Raw genomic sequence first — 18192 nt, 5'->3', positions numbered from 1 at the left:
GGGGCCCATCCGTCCGCACACGATCAGGAACGGGGAAACATGAGCACCGCCATCAGCTTCGAGGGCGTCTCGAAGACCTTCGAGGTGAAGGGCCGCCGCGTCGACGCCCTGCGTGACGTGCAGCTCGAGGTCGAGCGGGGCACGGTCTTCGGGCTCGTCGGCTACTCGGGCGCAGGCAAGTCGACCCTGCTGCGCACGGTGAACGCACTCGAGCGGCCCACCGCGGGGCGCGTCGTCGTCGACGGGGCCGTCGTGTCCGAGCTGCAGGGCGCCGCGCTCAGCCGCGCGCGGCAGCGCATCGGCATGATCTTCCAGCAGTTCAACCTGCTGCAGTCGCGCAACGTCTACCGGAACGTCGCCTACCCCCTCGCGCTCGCGGGAGTGCCCAAGGCGGAGATCGTCGACCGCGTCGAGGAGCTGCTCGAGTTCGTCGGGCTCACCGATAAGGCCCTCTCGTATCCGGCGCAGCTCTCCGGCGGGCAGAAGCAGCGCGTCGGCATCGCCCGCGCACTCGCGACGCGCCCCGACATCCTGCTCTCCGACGAGGCGACGAGCGCCCTCGATCCGCAGACGACCGGCGAGGTGCTCGACCTGTTGCGCCGGGCCAACGCCGAGTACGGCGTGACGATCCTGCTGGTCACGCACGAGATGGACGTCATCCGCGAGATCGCCGACCGCGTCGCCGTGATGCAGGACGGTCAGGTCGTCGAGACCGGCAGCGTGTACGACGTCTTCTCCGCACCGCTCGCCGCGACGACGCAGCGCTTCGTCTCGTCGGTGCTGCATCACGTGCCCGGCGCCGACGCGCTCGAGCGCATCAAGCGCGTGCACCACGGGCGCCTCGTGCAGATCCACGTCGAGAACCGCGAGTCGAACGACCCGTTCCTCTCCCGCATCGCGCGGCGCCACGACGTCGACTTCAACGTCGTCTACGGCGGCGTGAGCGAGCTGCAGTCGCGGCTGTTCGGCACGCTCACGGTCGAGCTGCTGGGCGACGACCTCGACGTCGAGGCCGCGATCCGCGACATCCGCGAGGCCACGGGAGTATCGGAGCTGACCCATGCGTGACCTCGACCTCGAGGCCCTGCTGCCCAAGATCTGGGCCGGCCTCGCCCAGACCCTGCAGATGGTGACGGTCTCGTTCCTGCTCGCCGCCGTGCTCGGTGTGCTGCTCGGCATCGTGCTCTACGCGACGCGCAAGGGGAACATCCTCGAGAACCGCGTCGTCTTCGGGGTGCTGAACGCCGTCATCAACGTCGTGCGGCCGATCCCGTTCATCATCCTCATCGTCGCGATCTCGCCGCTGACGAGGGTCGTCGTCGGCACGAGCATCGGCACCGAGGCGGCGATCTTCCCGCTCACGATCGTCGCGGCGATCTCGATCGCCCGCATCGCCGAGACGAACCTCGTCGCCGTGGATCCGGGCACGATCGAGGCCGGCGCCGCGATGGGCGCGCGTCCGCTGCGGGTGCTGCTGACGATCGTCATCCCCGAGTCCCTCGGGCCGCTCGTGCTGGGGCTCACCTACATCCTCGTCGCGCTCGTCGACGCGACCGCTGTCGCCGGCGTCGTCGGCGGCGGGGGGCTCGGCAACCTCGCACTCACCTACGGCTGGCAGCGGTTCGACTTCTTCGTGATGGCGACCGTGATCGTGCTGCTGATCGTGCTCGTGCAGGTGCTGCAGCTGCTCGGCAACCTCGTCGCACGGAAGGTCATGCACGCACGATGACGACCACGATCCACGATCCCGCCACCGACCGCGCGGCGTTCGACGCGTTCCTCGACAGGCTGCGGGCGGGCGCGTGCGACCGCGAGGCGAACCGCACCCTGCTGCACGCCGAGATCGAGGAGCTGCGCGCCCTCGGCTTCGCGAGCTGGCGCCTGCCGCCCGAGCTCGGAGGCGCGGGCCTCGGCTTCGAGGAGCTCATCGCCCGCGTCATCGACCTCGCCGCCGCCGACGCGAGCCTCGGTCACCTCGTGCGCGGGCACGTCGCGTTCGTCGAGCAGCTGCTCGCCGACGGGCTCGGCACCCGACCGCTCACCGAGCGGGAGCGACGGTGGGTCGCGCGCCTGAACCGGGGCGAGTTCGTCGGCAACGCCCAATCGGAGCGGCAGGAGACCGCGGTGCTGTCGACCCGGCTCGACACCGACGGCGGCGTGCTCCGGCTCACCGGTACGAAGTACTACACGACCGGCAGCATCTACGCCGACTGGATCCACCTCGCGGCGCTCGACGGCGACGAGCGCGTCGCGGTCACGGTCGACGCGCGGCAGCCGGGCGTCCGCTCAATCGACGACTGGGACGGATTCGGGCAGCTGCTCACCGGCAGCGGCACGACGACCTTCGACGGCGCGCTCGTCGATCCCGAGGACGTCGAGCGCAGCGCGGGCACCCCCGGTGCCTGGAACCACCTCGGGGTGGTCTTCCAACTGGTGCTGCTCGCCGCGATCGCCGGCATCGCGCGCACGGCGCTCGACGACGCCGTCGCCTACGTGCGGCCCCGCCGCCGCACGTTCGGCTTCGCGGGGGAGACCCCGCCCAGGGAGGACCCGCTCGTGCAGCAGGTCGTCGGGCGGCTGAGCAGCGTCGCGCTCAGTGCGCGCGAGCTCGTGCTCGGCGTGGCCCGCCGCGCGGATGCCGCGCTCGAGGGCCTCCGGGCCGGGCGGCTCGGCCCCGACGACCTGCAACCGGTGCTGCTCGACGTGTACCGCATCCAGCAGGTCGTGCCGCCGCTCGTGCTCGACGCGACGACGGAGCTGTTCGAGGTCGGCGGCGCGTCGGCCGTCAGCCGCACGACCGCGCTCGACCGGCACTGGCGCAACGTCCGCACGATCGCGTCGCACAACCCCGCCGCGCAGCGCGCCCGCGCGCTCGGGCAGTTCGAGCTGCTCGGCACCCTCCCCGCCTGGAGCGCACCCGGCGCGCCCGCCCGAGACCCGGAGACCACCTCATGACGACGACCACCGACTCGGACGTGCTGCTCGGCGACGGCCTTCGGAGCTCCCCGCACGGCTTCGGCGGAATGACGCTCTCCGGCGTCTACGGGGCCGCGGACGAGGAGGAGTCGCTGCGCACCCTTCGGCACGCGCTCGACCGCGGCATCCGTCATCTCGACACCGCCGACGTCTACGGGCGGGGCGGCAACGAGCGGCTCGTCGGCCGCCTGCTGCGCGAGCGGCGGCGCGACGAGGTGCTGCTCGCGACGAAGTTCGGCATCCTGCCCGAGTCGGATGCCGAGGGCTACCGCGCCAGGGGCGACGCCGCCCACGTGCGCTCCTCGCTCGAGGCGAGTCTCACCCGGCTCGGCACCGACCACGTCGACCTGTACTACTACCACCGCGTCGATCCCCGGGTGCCGATCGAGGAGACCGTCGGGGCGCTCGCGGAGCTCGTGCGCGAGGGCCTCGTGCGTCACATCGGGCTCAGCGAGGCCACGGCCGGCGAGCTCGAGCGCGCGTCCGCCGTGCATCCGATCGCCGCGGTGCAAAGCGAGTGGTCGATCTGGAGCCGCGACATCGAGGATCACGTCGTGCCGACCGCGCGGCGGCTCGGCGTCGGGATCGTCGCGTACTCGCCGCTCGGTCGCGGCTTCCTCGTCGGCGGCGCCGCCGCGGGATCGGCGCTGCCCGAGGGCGACGCCCGCCGCAACTTCCCCCGGTTCGACGACGAGCGCCGCGACCGGAACGCGGTCATCGCCGAGACGGTGGCCGGGCACGCCGCGCGGCTCGGGATCACCCCCGCGCAGCTCTCGCTCGCCTGGGTTTCGGCCCGGGGCCGCGCGCTCGGCGTGCCCGTCGTGCCCATCCCGAGCACCCGTCGTGCCGCCCGCATCGACGAGAACCTCGGCGCGCTCGCCGTGCGGCTCGACGAGGGGACGCTCGCCGCCCTCGACGTGCTCGGCGCCCTCGTCGACGGCGACCGGGCCCGCGACGCGCTCAGCATCTCGCAGGGGCGCGAGCGCCGTGAGCAGGGGGAGCGGTGACACTCGCTGAGAGGTTCGCGCCGGTCTTCGACGAGGTCGGTCACGACGCCGTCGAGCGGGAGCGCGAGCGCCGCCTGCCCTTCGCCGAGGTCGCGGCACTGCGGGAGGCCGGCTTCACCCGCGTCACCGTGCCCGTCGAGCACGGCGGCGACGGGGCCGGTCACGCCGAGCTCTTCGAGCTGCTCGCCGAGCTCGCGCGGCGCGACCCGAACCTCGCCCAGCTGCTGCGGTCGCACTTCTCGTTCGTCGACCGCACCGTGCACGCGCCCGGCTCCGCCGAGCGTCGCCGCCGACTCGACCTCGTCGCGGCAGGCCGCATCGTCGGCAACGCGAGTCACGAGCGCGGTCCCGCCACCGTCGGCAGCCTGCAGACGACGCTCACCCGCGACGGCGGGGGCTACCGGCTGAACGGCCGGAAGTACTACTCGACCGGGGCGCTCTACGCCGACCTCATCGTCGTCGGCGCCGAGCACGACGGCAGCCACGTGGGCGTGCTCGTCGACGCGGCGGCGCCCGGCGTCGACCGGCTCGACGACTGGACCGGCTTCGGGCAGCGGCTCACCGGCAGCGGCACGACGGTGTTCGACGACGTGCCCGTGCCCGAGCACGACGTGACGTTGCGCGGCGCGGATGCCGTGTCGCACGGCGGAGCCTTCGTGCAGCTCGTCCTCCTGGCCGCCGCCGTCGGCATCGCCCGCGCCGTCGTCGACGACGCCGCGGCCTTCGTGCGCGCCCGCACCCGCGTCTACAGCCACGGCAGCGCCGCGCGGGTGCAGGACGACCCCGTCGTGCAGCAGGTCGTCGGCGAGCTCTCGGCGAAGTCCTTCGCCGCGGACTCGGCGCTCGCCGCGGCATCCGGGGCCCTCGCGCGCTCGAGCGCGGCGCTGCTCGGCGGCGAGCCGGAGCCCGAACAGCGCGCCCGCGTCGCCGACGCCGAGGTCGCCGTGGCGCGCGCGCAGCTCGTCATCCTGCCCGCCGTGCTCGACGCGGCGACGACGCTGTTCGAGGTCGGCGGCGCGAGCGCCCTCGACGCGCACCGGGGGCTCGACCGGCACTGGCGCAACGCCCGCACCCTCGCCTCGCACAACCCCGCCCGCTACAAGGCGCGGGCGCTTGGCGACCACCTCATCAACGGAACCCCCGTCGTCTCCTGGTGGAGCACGGGGGAGGCCTGACCAGGAAGAACGACATGACCGAGAAGAAGAGACTCCTGCTCAACCTGTTCGAGATGAACACGGTGAGCCACATCAGCCACGGCCTCTGGCCGCTCGAGGGCAACAATCGGCACCGGTTCAACGACCTCGACTACTGGCTCGAGCTCGCCGGCATCCTCGAGAACGGCGGCTTCGACGGCATCTTCCTCGCCGACGTCGTCGGCGCCTACGACGTCTTCCGCGGCGGCCCGGAGACGGCCCTCCGCGAGGGTCTGCAGATCCCGTCGAACGACCCGCTGCTGCTCATCCCCGCGATGGCCGCCGTGACGAAGCGGCTCGGCTTCGGGGTGACCTTCTCCACGACGTACGAGCCGCCGTTCTCGTTCGCCCGTCGGATGTCGACGCTCGACCACCTCACGAAGGGGCGCGTCGGCTGGAACATCGTCACCTCCTACCTGCCGAACGCCGCCCGCAACTTCGGGCTCGACGGGGAGATCCCGCACGACCGCCGCTACGCGATCGCCGACGAGTACCTGCACGTGCTCTACAAGCTGTGGGAGGGCTCGTGGGACGACGACGCGGTCGTCGTCGACCGCGAGAACCGCATCTACACGGATGCCTCGAAGGTGCGCTACATCGACCACGTCGGCGAGAACTTCAAAGTGGCCGGACCGCACCTCGCGCAGCCCTCGCCGCAGCGCACGCCCGTGCTGTACCAGGCCACCGGGTCGCCCGCGGGCACCGAGTTCGCGGGGCGGCACGCGGAACTCGTCTTCACGGGCGGCCGCACATCGGCGGACTTCCACCGCAACGTCGCGACGATGCGCGCCGCGGCGCTCCGGCACGGACGCACCGCCGAGGACATCAAGTTCATCGTGCAGGCGGGCGTCGTCGTGGGCCGCACCGAGGAGGAGGCCGCCGACAAGTGGCGCACCTACCAGGCGAACACGAGCCTCGACGGCATCCTCGCCCACTCGAGTCTCCCGGTCGACCTGACGGCGTTCCCGCGGGACATCACCGTCGCCGAGGCGGTGGACCTGGCCGGCGTCGACCCCGCGTCGGTGCCGTTCCTGCCGTTCGGCAAGACCGTCGGCGAGGCGCTCGAGGGGCTGCGCGGCGGCCGCGAGGGCCGCTTCTTCGTGGCCGGCACGCCGCAGGTCGTCGCGGACGAGATCGAGCGCTGGCTCGACGAGGACGGGGTCGACGGCATCAACCTGCGCCAGTACCACTCGTTCGGCACCGCGCAGGACTTCGCAGAGCTCGTCGTGCCGGAACTGCGCCGCCGCGGCCGCCTGCCGGAGGACGGCGGGGAGCCGACGACGCTGCGGCAGCGGCTGTTCGGTCGCGGCGACCGCCTGCCCGCGAACCACATCGCGACGCGGTACCGCGGCGGCGCGCACTTCGACGAGCCGGTGCCGGCGCTGTTCGACGAGCGGGATGCCGCGGAGGAGGACGCCGCCTGAGGCGTTCCTGACGCGGTCATGCCCTCCGGACCGCCCATCCGGAGGGCATGCGCCCAGGGGCGGAACACGGCCCCGGCCGAGAGCAACCCGATGCGCTCAGTCGTCCGAACCGTGCCCCGAACCCTCCCCTGAATCGTCGGAGTCGTCCTCCGAGTCGTCACCCGCGTCGTCCGAGTCCGAGTGGGACTCGTCCGGGTGGTCGTCGCCCGCGTCGTGCTCGGGGCCGTCGTCGAGTCCGGAGTGTCGGGGCTGGTCGTCGTCCCCGACGTCGTGGCCCGGTCCGTCATCGAGCCCGTTGTGCCGCGACCCGCCGTCGTCCGAGCGGGCGCCGTCGTCGTCGTGGAAGTACTTCGGGCCGCCGTCGTCGCCCGGCTCGCTCGTCGGCGAGGCCGACGGAGCTGGGGCCGCAGCGGCGACACGGCCGGCCGAGGAGCCCGTCGTCTCGACCACATCGGGAGCCGCCTGCCCTGCCGGTGCGGGGACGAGTGCGTCGGCGGGTACTCCGACGGCGGTGACGGGCACGGCCGCGAGGGTCGCGGCGTTCACGGCCACACCCGTGGAGACGAGTGCGGCGACGCCGAGGATCGTGCCGGTGACGACGAGCTTGCTTCGCATGGTCCAACGGTAGGGAGGGGCATCCGAAGGCCGGGCGGACGCTCGTCCAAGATTCGTCCAAGAACCCCCGAGTGCACTGGCCGTGTGAAGGTACTCATCGTCGAGGACGACGGAGCGGTCGCCGACGGCATCGCCGACGGTCTGGGCTCCGCGGCGGTCGGTGCCATCCGCGCCGTCGACGGCAGGTCGGCGCTCGATCTGGCCGAGCTCCACGTACCCGACGCCGTGGTGCTCGACCTCGGGCTGCCCGACATGGACGGCACGGATGTCTGCCGGGCCCTGCGCAGCCGCAGCGGTGTCCCCATCATCGTGGTGAGCGCGCGCGGCGAGGAGATGGACCGGGTGCTCGCGCTCGAACTCGGCGCCGACGACTATCTCGTCAAACCCTTCGGGATGAGAGAGCTGCTGGCGCGGCTGCGAGCGGTGGCCCGGCGCGCCTCCGGTGCCGGCAACGCCGCCGAGCAGCCGCCGACGCGACGCTTCGGCGCCCTCGCCATCGACCTGCGCGCGAGGCGCGTCAATCTCGACGGACTGGCGCTGCACCTCACTCCCACCGAGTTCGAGCTGCTCGCCCACCTCTCGTCCGACCCCGGCGCGGTGCAACGGCGCAGCGACATCCTCCGCGACGTGTGGCACACCGAGTGGTACGGCGCGACGAAGACCCTGGATGCGCACATCGCCGCCCTGCGCCGGAAGCTCGGCGACCCCGGCTGGATCGAGTCGGTGCGCGGCGTCGGGTTCCGGTTCGAGCCGCAGCGATGAGCTGGCGGTTCATGGCGGCCCTCGTCGCCGTCGCACTGCTCGCGATCCTCGTCCAGGACATCCCGCTCGCGGGGTACCTCCGGCAGGTCGAGCGCGAGCGGCTGCTGACCTCGCTGGAGCGCGACGCCTTCGTGCTCGCCGGCCGGAGCGAAGAGGCCCTGCACGAGACGGACCCGGACGCGGACGGCGCCGTGACCGAGGTCGCGCGCCTGTACCGGAACGCGGGCGGCGCCCGGGTCGTCGTGGTGGACCGCGACGGCACGGCGATCGTGACGAGCGACGACGACGCGGCGACCGTCGGGGACTCCTACCTCTCCCGTCCGGAGATCGCCGCCGCGCTCGCCGGCGAGGTCGCCGTCGGCACCCGGCACTCCGACTCGCTGCGGGAGGACCTCCTGTACGTCGCGGTGCCGGTGCTGAGCGGAAGTGACATCCTCGGCGTCGTCAGACTCACCTACCCGGCCGCGGTGGTCGACGCGGCGGTCGACCGCAAGCTCTCGGTCATCGGGATCGTCGGCGCCACCACCGTGCTCTCCGCGGCCGTGATCGCGCTGCTTCTGGCGAGGTCGATCACCGCGCGGCTCCGGCTGCTACGGGAGGCGACCGAACGGCTGGCCGGTGGCGACCGGACCGCCCGGGCCGAGGAGACCGCGGGACCGCCGGAGATCCGCAGTCTCGCGCGCTCCTTCAACGGGATGGCGGAGCGGTTGGAGGCCCTCATCGAGGAGCAGCGGGCCTTCGCGGGCGACGCCTCCCACCAGTTGCGCACCCCGCTGACGGCGCTGCGGCTGCGGCTCGAGCGGGCCGGGCAGCTCGCCGCGACCGACCCGGCCGGCGCCGTGGCGAGGCTCGAAGCCGCCCAGGACGAACTCGACCGGCTCTCCGACCTGGTCGAAGGTCTGCTGATGCTGAGCAGGGCCGAGGGCACGCCGTCGACCCAGCAGGTGATCGAACTCCGCGCCGCCGTGCGGCAGCGCGCGGAGCAGTGGTCGGCGCTCGCCGAGGAGCGCGGGCTGTCGGTCGTGGTGGACGCGCCGTGGGAGTTCCGTGTGCTCGCCGCTCCCGGCGCCGTCGAGCAGATCGTCGACAACCTCGTGGACAACGCCCTCGGAGCGAGCCCCGTCGGTGGCACCGTGACGGTGCGCGTGGAGCACGAGGGGGACCGGTTCGCCCTGCACGTCGAGGACGAGGGACCCGGGATGTCGACGGAGCAACGCGCTCGCGCCTTCGAGCGCTTCTGGCGGGCAGACGGGTCGCGGCCGGGTAGCGGACTCGGCCTCGCGATCGTCGAGCAACTGGCCCGCGCGAGCGGCGCCACGGTGGAATTGCTGCCGCGCCGCGGGGGCGGACTCGATGCCGTCGTGCGTTTCGTCGCGGTGTCGGCGCCGCGGCATCCGGTCGCCGAAGCGCAACTCGTTCAATGACCGGAGGACGCCGCCCGAGCTAGTCGGCCTCGTTCCGGTCGCCGTTGGAGATCGTGGGGATCGACGCGGTGATGACCGAGCCGTCGGCGCGCCGGCCGCCCAGCAGGTCGCGCGTCGAGGGCGTGCCGTGCAGCACCGGGCCCTGGTCGTCGAGCGCGACGCTGACCGGATTGCCGGCGGTGACCTCTACGTACTCGCCGCGCACCGCGAGCTCGGCCTTGTCGCCGTGCTCGACCTCGAAGCGGATCGTGTCGGCGGTGAGGCGCACCCGCACGCGGGTGCCGTGCAGCGTGACGCGGAAGGTCAGCGAGCGCCAGTCGGCGGGCAGCCGCGGGTCGAACGTGATGTCCCCGCCGTGGTCGCGCATGCCGCCGAACCCCATCGCGAGCGCGCTCCAGACCCCGCCGGTCGAGGCGACGTGGATGCCGTCGGCGGTGTTGCCGTGCAGGTCAGCGAGATCCACGTAGAGCGCCGACAGGAAGTAGTGCGACGCGAGGGTCTGGTAGCCGACCTCGGCCGCGATGATCGACTGCACGACCGCGGAGAGGCTCGAGTCGCCCGTCGTGAGGGCGTCGTAGTACTCGAAGTTGTTGCGCTTCTGCTGCTGCGTGAAGTCCTGCCCGTGCAGGAACGACGCGAGCACGACGTCCGCCTGCTTGAGCACCTGGAACCGGTAGATCACCAGCGGGTGGTAGTGCATGAGCAGCGGCCGCTTGAGGTCCGGCGTGTTCTCGAGGTCCCACAGCTCCTTGTCGAGGAACTGCGCGTCCTGCGGGTGGATGCCGAGCCGCTCGTCGTAGGGGATGTGCATCGCGTCGGCGGCGGCGACCCAGTCGACGAGCTCGTCCGGGTCGAGGTCGAGGCGCTGCCGCATCCGGTCGTACGCCTCGGGGTCGCGGTCCTCGAGGGCGCTCACCGCCTGCGCGGCGGCGCGGAGGTTCGCCCGGGCCATGACGTTCGTGTACAGGTTGTCGTTGACGACGGTCGTGTACTCGTCGGGCCCGGTCACGCCGTGGATGTGGAAGCGGGGGCTGCCGTTGCTGCGCCAGAATCCGAGGTCGGCCCAGAGTCGCGCGGTCTCGACGAGGATGTCGATCGCGCCGCGCGCGAGGAAGTCGAGGTCGCCCGTCGCGCGCACGTACTGCATGAGCGCATACGTGATGTCGGCGTCGATGTGGTACTGCGCGGTGCCCGCCGCGTAGTAGGCGGATGACTCGAGGCCGTTGATCGTGCGCCAGGGGAACAGTGCCCCGCGCTGGTTGAGCTCGGCGGCGCGGTGCCGGGCGGGCTCCAGCATCTTCTGCCGGAAGCGCAGGGCGTTCCGCGCGACCTGGGGGAGCGTGTAGGTGAGGAACGGGAGCACGTAGATCTCGGCGTCCCAGAAGTAGTGGCCGCCGTAGCCGTCGCCGGATACGCCCTTGGCGGCGATGCCCTCGCCGTCGGTGCGGGCCGTGGCCTGGGCGACCTGGAACAGGTTCCAGCGCACGGCCTGCTGGATGCCGGGCTGGCCCTCGATCTCGACGTCGGAGCAGCGCCAGAACTCCTCGAGCCACGCGTGCTGGGCCTCGTAGAGCTCGTCGAGCCTGAGCCGGCCGATGCGGTCGAGCGTGCGGTTGCAGCGGTCGCGCAGCTCGCGGATCGAGACGTCGTCGGACGTGTGGTACGCGACGGTCTTGACGATCCGCACCGGCTGACCGGCCTTCGCGCGCACCCGGTAGATCTGCTTGGCGATGTCGTCCTCGAGCTGGTGCGCCTCGTCCCAGTCGTTCTCGGTCTCGATGCGGTGGTCGACGCCGCAGACGAGCCCGAGCTCGGAGTTGGTCGTGCGGTAGCCGAGCAGGATCCGGCCGCCGTCGCGCACCTTGAGCTTCGGCTGGAGCACGCGGTTCTCCAGCGTCTCGGCCTTGCGCGGGTCGAAGCTCTCGTCGTCGAGGCTGCGGGCGGTGCCCTCCTCGTCGACGCCGTCCTGCCGGTTGACGAGCTGGCTCGAGATCAGCAGCGACGCGTCGGCATCCGACTCGACCTCGTACTCGACGACCGCGAGGTGGCGCTCGGTCAGCGGGATCATGCGCCTGGTGCGCACCGTGATCACCTTGCCGGTGGGGGTGCGCCACACGGCCTCGCGGATCAGTACGCCGTCGCGGAAGTCGAGGCGGCGGGTGTGGTGGAGCACCTCGACCTCGCTCAGCACGAAGGGCTGATCGTCGACGTAGAGCCGGATGACCTTGGCATCCACGACGTTGACGATCGTCTGCCCGACGCGGGCGAAGCCGAACGCCTCCTCCGGATGGCGGATCGGCCACGTCTCGTGGAAACCGTTGATGAAGGTGCCGTAGGTGACGCCGTCGCGGCCCTCGTCGAGGTTGCCGCGCATGCCGAGGTAGCCGTTGCCGACCGTGAAGAGCGACTCCATGCGGCCCTGCAGCTCGGGCTCGAAGCGGGACTCGACGAGGCCCCAGTCGTCGAGCGGGAAGAGTCCGCGGTCGAGGGGCTCGGAGGTGATCGGGTTCATCATGCTCGGGACTCCGGCATCAGGGGGACGAGGTCGGCGAGGTCGGCGACGACGTGGTGGGCGCCGGCGGCGGTGAGAGTGTCGACGCCGGCGCCGCGGTCGACGCCGATGACCAGACCGAAGCCGCCGGCGTGGCCCGCCTCGACGCCGGACGGGGCGTCCTCGAAGACGACGCAGCGCTCGGGCGGCACGCCGAGCGCGTGCGCCGCGAAGAGGAAGGTGTCGGGCGCCGGCTTGCCGGCGAGCGCGTGCTCGGTGACGGCGGTGCCGTCGACGATGACCTCGAAGCGGTCGAGGATGCCGGCGCTCTCGAGCACCGGCACGGCGTTGCGGGAGCTCGAGACGAGGGCGATGCGGTGCCCGCCCGCGACGTCGAGGAACGCCAGCGAGCCCGGATAGGCCTCGATGCCGTTCTCGGTCAGCTCGGCGGTGAAGAGCTCGTTCTTGCGGTTGCCGAGACCGGCCACCGTTTCGGCGTCGCTCGGGTCGTCGATGGATCCGCCGGGCAGCACGACGCCCCTGGTGGCGAGCACGTCGCGCACCCCGTCGTAGCGGGGCCGGCCGTCGACGTGGGCGAAGTAGTCGTCCTCGGTGTACGGCGGCTGGATGCCGTGCGCGTCGAAGTAGTCGTTGAAGAGCCTCGACCAGGCGCGCCGGTGCACCATCGCCGTCGGCGTGATGACCCCGTCGAGGTCGAACAGATAGGCCTCGGCTGCGGCGAGCGAGGTGCCGATGTCGGTGGAACGGATGCTCATGGGCGACCTCCTGGCACTCGAGGAGTGGGCTCTCGCGACGATAGCAGCGCCGATTCGACGTTCTCCCAGGAGGCGTCCAGGACAGGACGACAGAAGCCCGCCCGGTCCTGGGGAGGACCGGACGGGCTTCGGCGAGAAGGGGTCAGCGGCGGCCGCGGAGGAGCTTGACGCCGGCGATCACGAGCGGTGCGAAGGCGATCGTGCCGACCACGGCGCCGACCCAGCCGAGGTTCAGCGCCATCACCACGAACGGCACGATGCCGAGGGGTGCGACCCACCACGAGACGACCTTCGCCCGGGCGAGCGCGAGGCTCAGCGAGGCGATGCCGAGGATCGCGGAGAGCTGCGCCGAGAGCAGCCAGACGAGGGCGCTCGTCTCCTTCGCGGCCGTGTCCATCGCGACGGCCTCCTCGATCGGCAGCAGGTTGCCGGCGGAGATGAGGAACCAGTCCGACAGCAGGAGGCCCGACATCTGGATCGCGCCGAAGAACACGAGCACGGCCGAGATGCTCAGCCAGACGCGCCCGCGCCGCCCGCGCAGCAGCGCGATCGTGGCCAGTGCGCCGGCTGCCATCGCGACCCAGGCGTAGTGCAGGAAGTTCGCGGAGGCGAGGCTCAGCGCGGGGTCCGCGGCGAGCGACTGGATGTAGCCGGCCGTGCCGGGCTCGGTCTGCAGCGGGCTCGTCAGCATGCCGCCGAGCATCAGCAGCGGCGCGACGACGAGGGCGGCGCCCCCGAGGCGGGGGAGCACCGGGATGCGCTCGCCGGTCGGGGCGGGGGCTTCGGCGGACGCGGCGGCGGCGGTGGCGGGGGCGAAGAGGTTCATGACGGGGGCCTTTCGTGTGGGTCGTTCGTTCGACCCCTTCACGCTCCCGCCGCGCCGACCCGGGCCCCCAGGGACCGCGGCCACGCTGCTGTCCCCATCCGGAGTCCCGGGTCGGGACGGGACCGCCGGCCGCGGCCTCAGCATCGATTCGGGAGGCGATCCGTCCCCGTCACGTCGACACCCGACGCGGGAGCGGAGGAACGCCTCCGTTGTCGATCCCCGACCGACGCCGGATGCCTCGGCCCGGCCCAGTGCTCGTATCCGCGGCGGCTCAGAGGTGCCCGAGCCCCGCGTCCCGGGCGCGGATGATCGCCTCGGCACGGTCGGCGACGTGCAGCTTGGCGAAGATGTTCGACACGTTGTTGCGCACGGTCTTCGGCGACAGGAACAGTGCCTGGGCGATCTGCGGGTTGGAGCGGCCGGCGGCCAGCAGGTCGAGGATCTCCCGCTCGCGCGCGGTGAGCTGCGGGAACACGTCGGCGACGGGGCGCGACGACGGGCCGGCGCTGAAGAACTCCGCCACCCGCCGGGCGAGCGCGCGACCGAAGACAGCCTCGCCTCCCGCGACCGAGCGGATGGACCGGAGGATCTCGTCCTGCCCCGCGCCCTTCAGCAGGTAGCCGCGGGCGCCCGCGCGCATCGCGGAGAAGACCGTCTCGTCGTCCTCGCTCATCGTGAGCACGAGCACCCCGATGTGCGGGCTGCGGCCGACGATCTCGCGGGTGGCCGCGATGCCGTCGAGCCGCGGCATCTGCACGTCCATGACGACGACGTCGGGCTCGTGGTGCGCCACGACGTCGATCGCGTCCTGGCCGTCGGCGGCCGTGCCGACGACCTCGACCCCGTCGATCGACGACAGCAGCGCCGACAGGCCCTCGCGGTAGACGGGGTGGTCGTCGACGAGGACGACGCGGATGGGCTCGTCAGACACGGGCGGGCTCCTTCTGCACGGCGGCGGGGGCGGGGGAGACGACGGGGTCGGCGAGCGGCAGCCGGGCGCGCACGAGCGTGCCGCCGCCTTCGCGGGGCAGCAGTTCGAGGCTGCCGCCGAGCTCGCTCGCCCGGTCGCGCAGCGAGTGCAGCCCGACGCCCGGCACCGGGGCATCCGGCATCCCGTGCCCGTCGTCCTCGACCTCCACGACGAGCGAGCGCGGTGCGGCGTCGAGCGCGAGCCGCACGACCGCGCGCTTCGCCTCGGCGTGCCGCACCACGTTGGTCAGCGCCTCGGAGGCGATCCGGTACGCCGCGACCTCGGCCGCGGCGGGCAGCTCGCGCGGCACATCGGCGTGCACCTCGATCGACAGCGGCCCGCCGTTCAACCGCTCGGCCTGCTGCTCGACGGCGCGCGCGAGCCCGAGGTCGTCGAGGGCGGGCGGCCGCAGGTCGTGCACGAGCCGACGGATCTCGACGATGACCTCGGCGGAGTCGTCGATCGCGGCGTCGAGCAGGTCGAGGGATGCCGACGGCGAGCGCTCGGCGAGGTTGCGGGCGGTCTCGAGGCGCAGCTTCACCCCGCCGAGCAGGGGTCCGAGGCCGTCGTGCAGCTCGCGGCGGAGCCGGGAGCGCTCCTCCTCGCGGGCGACGACGAGGTTCTCGCGGATGCGCTGCAGCTCGGCGCTGAGCTCCGCGTTGAGCATCGCGGCGGCGGCGAGTCGCACGAGGTCACCGAGCAGCTTCTGGTCGCGCGGCGAGAGCACGGGCCGACGTCCGGGCTCCATGAGGATGCGCCCGATCGCCTGCCCGCGGTACTCCAGCGGCATCGTGACGGTGTCGCGCCGGGCGGTGCCGTGCTCGGCGGCGAGACGTCCGCCGTCCGGGCGGTCGAGCTCGATGCGCACGTAGCCGGAGGCGAAGGCGCGGGCGATCGCGTCGGCGACATCCGTGAGCTGCTGGGTCGTGTCGACGCTCTCCTCGAGCCGCGTCGCGAGTTCGGAGACGACGCCGTACGGGTCGTAGCGGCGGCCATTGACGAGCCGGCTCGCGAACGTGAACAGCCGGTCGCGCAGCGGCGCGTAGACGAGGGTCACGAGCACGACCGCGATCACCATGACGGTGCGGTCGTCGATGAACGAGCCGATCGCGACGACGAGCACGACGTCGACGAGCACGACGGATGCCACGAGCGCGGCGTACACGAGCGTCCAGCTGAGCAGCCGGTCGATGTCGTACAGCCGGTGCCGGGTGACCGCGATCACGACCGAGCCGCAGACGAGCGCGATGATCGCCGTGAGCACGACGTCGCTGATCACGACCGGCAGCAGGCGCATGCCGACGAGCGAGACGAGGAAGATCGTGCCCGACCAGACGAGCCAGCGCAGCTGCGACCGCTCCTCGACGCTCGCGCCGACGCGGCGGCTGATGCACAGCCCGAGCGCGATCACGCCGCCGACGGCCATCGCGGGGAACGCGACGTCGAACAGCACCAGCCACGCCTCGAGGGGCAGCGGCAGCACGACCGGCGGGTGGTCGTAGAGGAGCGTCAGCTGAGTGGCCGCGTCGATCTTGTCGGTCGGTGCGATGCGCACGAGCATCGCCTCGCGGGGCGAGAGCACGAACGCGATGCTCATGAGCGACGCGAGCCCGACCGAGATCCACGACAGGATCGCGCCGAGCCGGCCGCGGCGGAACCGCCCGTCGGGGAAGAGCAGGAGCAGCAGCACGATCGGCATGATGAGGATCGAGCCGAGCCGGGCGTAGTACCAGAAGGCGAGCTCGACGAGCGGGGCCGAGCGGTCGAAGTACCAGGCCCAGTTGACCCAGGCGGCGGCGAGCCCGTCGACGCACCACAGCACGCCGAAGACGCTCAGCACGACGGCGATCGGATGCCACGGCAGCCGCCAGAGGAGCAGGAGCCCGGGCACCGCCATCGCGATGCCCGGCAGGGCCCCCGCCCAGCCGGTCGACAGCGGGGTCGCGTCCCACGCGCGCCCCGGCAGCACGAGCGCGTCGAGCCAGATCGCGCCGGCGCTCGAGACGACCGTGATCACGAGGAACGCGATCGTCGCCACGCGCGACGAGCGGGAGGCGAAGTCGCTCCCGGGCGCGGCATCCGGCTGTGTCATGCGCACATCGTGGCAGGGAAGGTGTCCCGGAGTCACGGGACAGGCGTCCCGCCCGCGACGGGGCGGCGGACGGGATGCAGCGGATGACTCGCCGCCCTGCCCGCCCGGGACGGCGCATCGGGAGATTCGGAGGTGTTCCGCTCCACCTCACGAGAAAGGCCTCCGATGGGCTCCTACCTCCTCGCCAGCACCCCCGTGCACGGACACGTGACGCCCGTCCTCAGCGTCGCCCGCCACCTCGTGAGCGAGGGCCACCGGGTGCGCCTGCTGACCGGCATCCGCTACCGCGACGCCGTCGCCTCGACCGGGGCGGAGTTCCTCCGGCTGCCGGCGGAGGCCGACTACGACGACCGCGACCTGGACGCGGCGTTCCCCGGCCGCGCCCGGCTCTCCGGCATCGACCGCATGCGCTTCGACGCCGAGGCGATCTTCCTCGCCCCGGTGCGGGCGCAGCTCGCGGCGGTCGACGCCGCGCTCGCCGCGGAGCACACCGACGCCGTGCTCGCCGAGACGATGTTCGTCGCCGCGGCCGCACTCGCCCTGCGACCCCGGGCCGAGCGGCCCGCCGTCGTCAACCTCGGCGTCACCCCGCTACCGCTGCCGAGCGTCGACACCGCGCCGTTCGGCCTCGGCTTCGCGCCCATGGCGGGACCCGTCGGGCGCCTGCGCGACCGCACCCTCGCCTGGGCGGCCGACCGAGTCGTCTTCGCGCACCTCGAGCGCCGCGCCCGCGAGGTGATGGGCGACCTCGAGGGGCGACCGCTGCCGGCGAACGCGTTCGAGGCGGCGGGGCTCGTCGACGCGATCGTGCAGCTCACGGTGCCCGGGTTCGAGTACCCGCGCCGCGACCTGCCCGAGACGGTGCACTTCGTCGGACCGCTCCGCCGCACGCAGCCGCTCGCCGCCGAGCTGCCGGAGTGGTGGGGCGACCTCGCGACCGCGCGCCGGGTCGTGCACGTGACGCAGGGCACTGTCGCGAACACCGACTTCGACGAGCTCGTGCGCCCGACGCTTCAGGCGCTCGCCGCGGAGGACGTGCTCGTCGTCGTGTCGACCGGCGGCCGCCCAGTCGAGGAGCTCGGACCCGTGCCGGCGAACGCCCGGGTCGCCCGGTTCATCCCGCACGACGCGCTGCTGCCCTACGTCGACGTCATGGTGACGAACGGCGGCTACGGAGGAGTGCACGAGGCGCTCGGCCGGGGCATCCCGCTCGTCGCCGTCGGCGTGAGCGAGGACAAGCCCGAGGTCGTCGCACGGGTGAAGTGGTCGGGCGCCGGTATCGGCATGCGCACCGCCCGCCCGAGTGCGCGCGCCCTGCGCCGCGCGGTGCGGCGGCTGCTCGCCGAGGACTCGTTCGCCAGGCGCGCCGCCGCGCTCGGCGCCGAGATCGCCGCCGCGCCGGGGGCGTCGGGAGTCGAGGCCGTGCTCGCCTCGGTCGCCGTGGGCACACGCGAAACCGTCGGCGCCGTCACCCCGCTCGGCTGACCCGGCTCCCTCCGCACGCACGAGTGCCCCGCACCCCTTCGGGTCGAGTGCGGGGCTCTCCCGTGTATTCGGAGCCGCGGGCGCGGGCGGCGGTTCCGCTGCCGCAACGGATGCCTCGGTCGCGGCGGCGTCCCGCGGCTACGCTCGTGCC

Annotated in this window: 15 protein-coding genes; 9 read left to right on the top strand and 6 right to left on the bottom strand. The window is 72.8% G+C overall.

The features are described from left to right. The first annotated feature begins 39 nt into the window (after positions 1-39). Genes JUB10_RS00925 through JUB10_RS00900 form a run of 6 tightly spaced genes read left to right on the top strand, consistent with a single transcriptional unit; the run spans position 40 to position 6600 of the window. Complete coding sequence (locus tag JUB10_RS00925) at positions 40-1068, top strand: methionine ABC transporter ATP-binding protein (RefSeq protein WP_207453406.1); 1029 nt, start codon at positions 40-42, stop codon at positions 1066-1068. Beyond that, positions 1061-1729 (top strand): methionine ABC transporter permease, encoded by a 669-nt coding sequence (locus JUB10_RS00920; RefSeq protein WP_207453399.1) that lies wholly within the window; start codon positions 1061-1063, stop codon positions 1727-1729. Before JUB10_RS00925 ends, JUB10_RS00920 begins: the two co-directional genes overlap by 8 nt. After that, positions 1726-2955 (top strand): acyl-CoA dehydrogenase family protein, encoded by a 1230-nt coding sequence (locus JUB10_RS00915; RefSeq protein WP_207453397.1) that lies wholly within the window; start codon positions 1726-1728, stop codon positions 2953-2955. Before JUB10_RS00920 ends, JUB10_RS00915 begins: the two co-directional genes overlap by 4 nt. Beyond that, the gene (locus tag JUB10_RS00910) at positions 2952-3983 is read left to right on the top strand and encodes an aldo/keto reductase (RefSeq protein ID WP_207453395.1); all 1032 of its coding nucleotides are present in this window, start codon (positions 2952-2954) and stop codon (positions 3981-3983) included. The genes JUB10_RS00915 and JUB10_RS00910 overlap by 4 nt, the downstream gene beginning before the upstream one ends. Continuing rightward, positions 3980-5158 (top strand): acyl-CoA dehydrogenase family protein, encoded by a 1179-nt coding sequence (locus tag JUB10_RS14975; RefSeq protein ID WP_207453393.1) that lies wholly within the window; start codon positions 3980-3982, stop codon positions 5156-5158. Before JUB10_RS00910 ends, JUB10_RS14975 begins: the two co-directional genes overlap by 4 nt. Positions 5159-5172: 14 nt before the next feature. Next, the gene (locus JUB10_RS00900) at positions 5173-6600 is read left to right on the top strand and encodes an LLM class flavin-dependent oxidoreductase (RefSeq protein WP_207453391.1); all 1428 of its coding nucleotides are present in this window, start codon (positions 5173-5175) and stop codon (positions 6598-6600) included. A gap of 96 nt (positions 6601-6696) precedes the next feature. On the opposite strand, the gene JUB10_RS00895 is transcribed toward JUB10_RS00900, so the two are convergent. Next, complete coding sequence (locus JUB10_RS00895) at positions 6697-7215, bottom strand: hypothetical protein (protein WP_207453390.1); 519 nt, start codon at positions 7213-7215, stop codon at positions 6697-6699. A gap of 84 nt (positions 7216-7299) precedes the next feature. Between JUB10_RS00895 and JUB10_RS14970 the strand changes: the two genes are divergently transcribed. Together JUB10_RS14970 and JUB10_RS00885 are read left to right on the top strand one after the other, a co-directional pair. Next, complete coding sequence (locus JUB10_RS14970; protein WP_207453389.1) at positions 7300-7977, top strand: response regulator transcription factor; 678 nt, start codon at positions 7300-7302, stop codon at positions 7975-7977. Further along, positions 7974-9401 (top strand): sensor histidine kinase, encoded by a 1428-nt coding sequence (locus JUB10_RS00885; RefSeq protein ID WP_207453388.1) that lies wholly within the window; start codon positions 7974-7976, stop codon positions 9399-9401. Before JUB10_RS14970 ends, JUB10_RS00885 begins: the two co-directional genes overlap by 4 nt. Before the next feature lie 19 nt (positions 9402-9420). Here JUB10_RS00885 and JUB10_RS00880 read toward each other — a convergent pair whose 3' ends face one another. From JUB10_RS00880 to JUB10_RS14460, 5 genes are all read right to left on the bottom strand, one after another. Then, positions 9421-11913, bottom strand: a complete 2493-nt coding sequence (locus JUB10_RS00880) for a glycoside hydrolase family 65 protein (RefSeq protein ID WP_207454355.1) — start codon at positions 11911-11913, stop codon at positions 9421-9423. Next, on the bottom strand, positions 11913-12668 hold the full coding sequence (locus tag JUB10_RS00875; protein WP_207453387.1) for an HAD family hydrolase: 756 nt from the start codon (positions 12666-12668) through the stop codon (positions 11913-11915). Before JUB10_RS00875 ends, JUB10_RS00880 begins: the two co-directional genes overlap by 1 nt. A 142-nt stretch (positions 12669-12810) precedes the next feature. Then, positions 12811-13494, bottom strand: coding sequence for a hypothetical protein (locus JUB10_RS00870; protein WP_207453386.1), 684 nt, complete (start codon positions 13492-13494; stop codon positions 12811-12813). Positions 13495-13765: 271 nt separating this feature from the next. Beyond that, on the bottom strand, positions 13766-14425 hold the full coding sequence (locus JUB10_RS14965; protein ID WP_307859031.1) for a response regulator transcription factor: 660 nt from the start codon (positions 14423-14425) through the stop codon (positions 13766-13768). Next, positions 14418-16556, bottom strand: coding sequence for a sensor histidine kinase (locus JUB10_RS14460; RefSeq protein WP_242682003.1), 2139 nt, complete (start codon positions 16554-16556; stop codon positions 14418-14420). The genes JUB10_RS14965 and JUB10_RS14460 overlap by 8 nt, the downstream gene beginning before the upstream one ends. Positions 16557-16721: 165 nt before the next feature. Here JUB10_RS14460 and JUB10_RS00860 point away from each other — a divergent pair, with 165 nt between their 5' ends. Further along, positions 16722-18041: a glycosyltransferase gene (locus JUB10_RS00860; protein ID WP_207453383.1), complete on the top strand. Its 1320-nt coding sequence runs from the start codon at positions 16722-16724 to the stop codon at positions 18039-18041. Positions 18042-18192: the final 151 nt, after the last annotated feature.

The organism is Desertivibrio insolitus (assembly GCF_017355965.1).
Classification (GTDB): Bacteria; Actinomycetota; Actinomycetes; order Actinomycetales; family Microbacteriaceae; genus JAFIQW01.
This window is presented reverse-complemented; position numbering and strand designations above follow the sequence as displayed.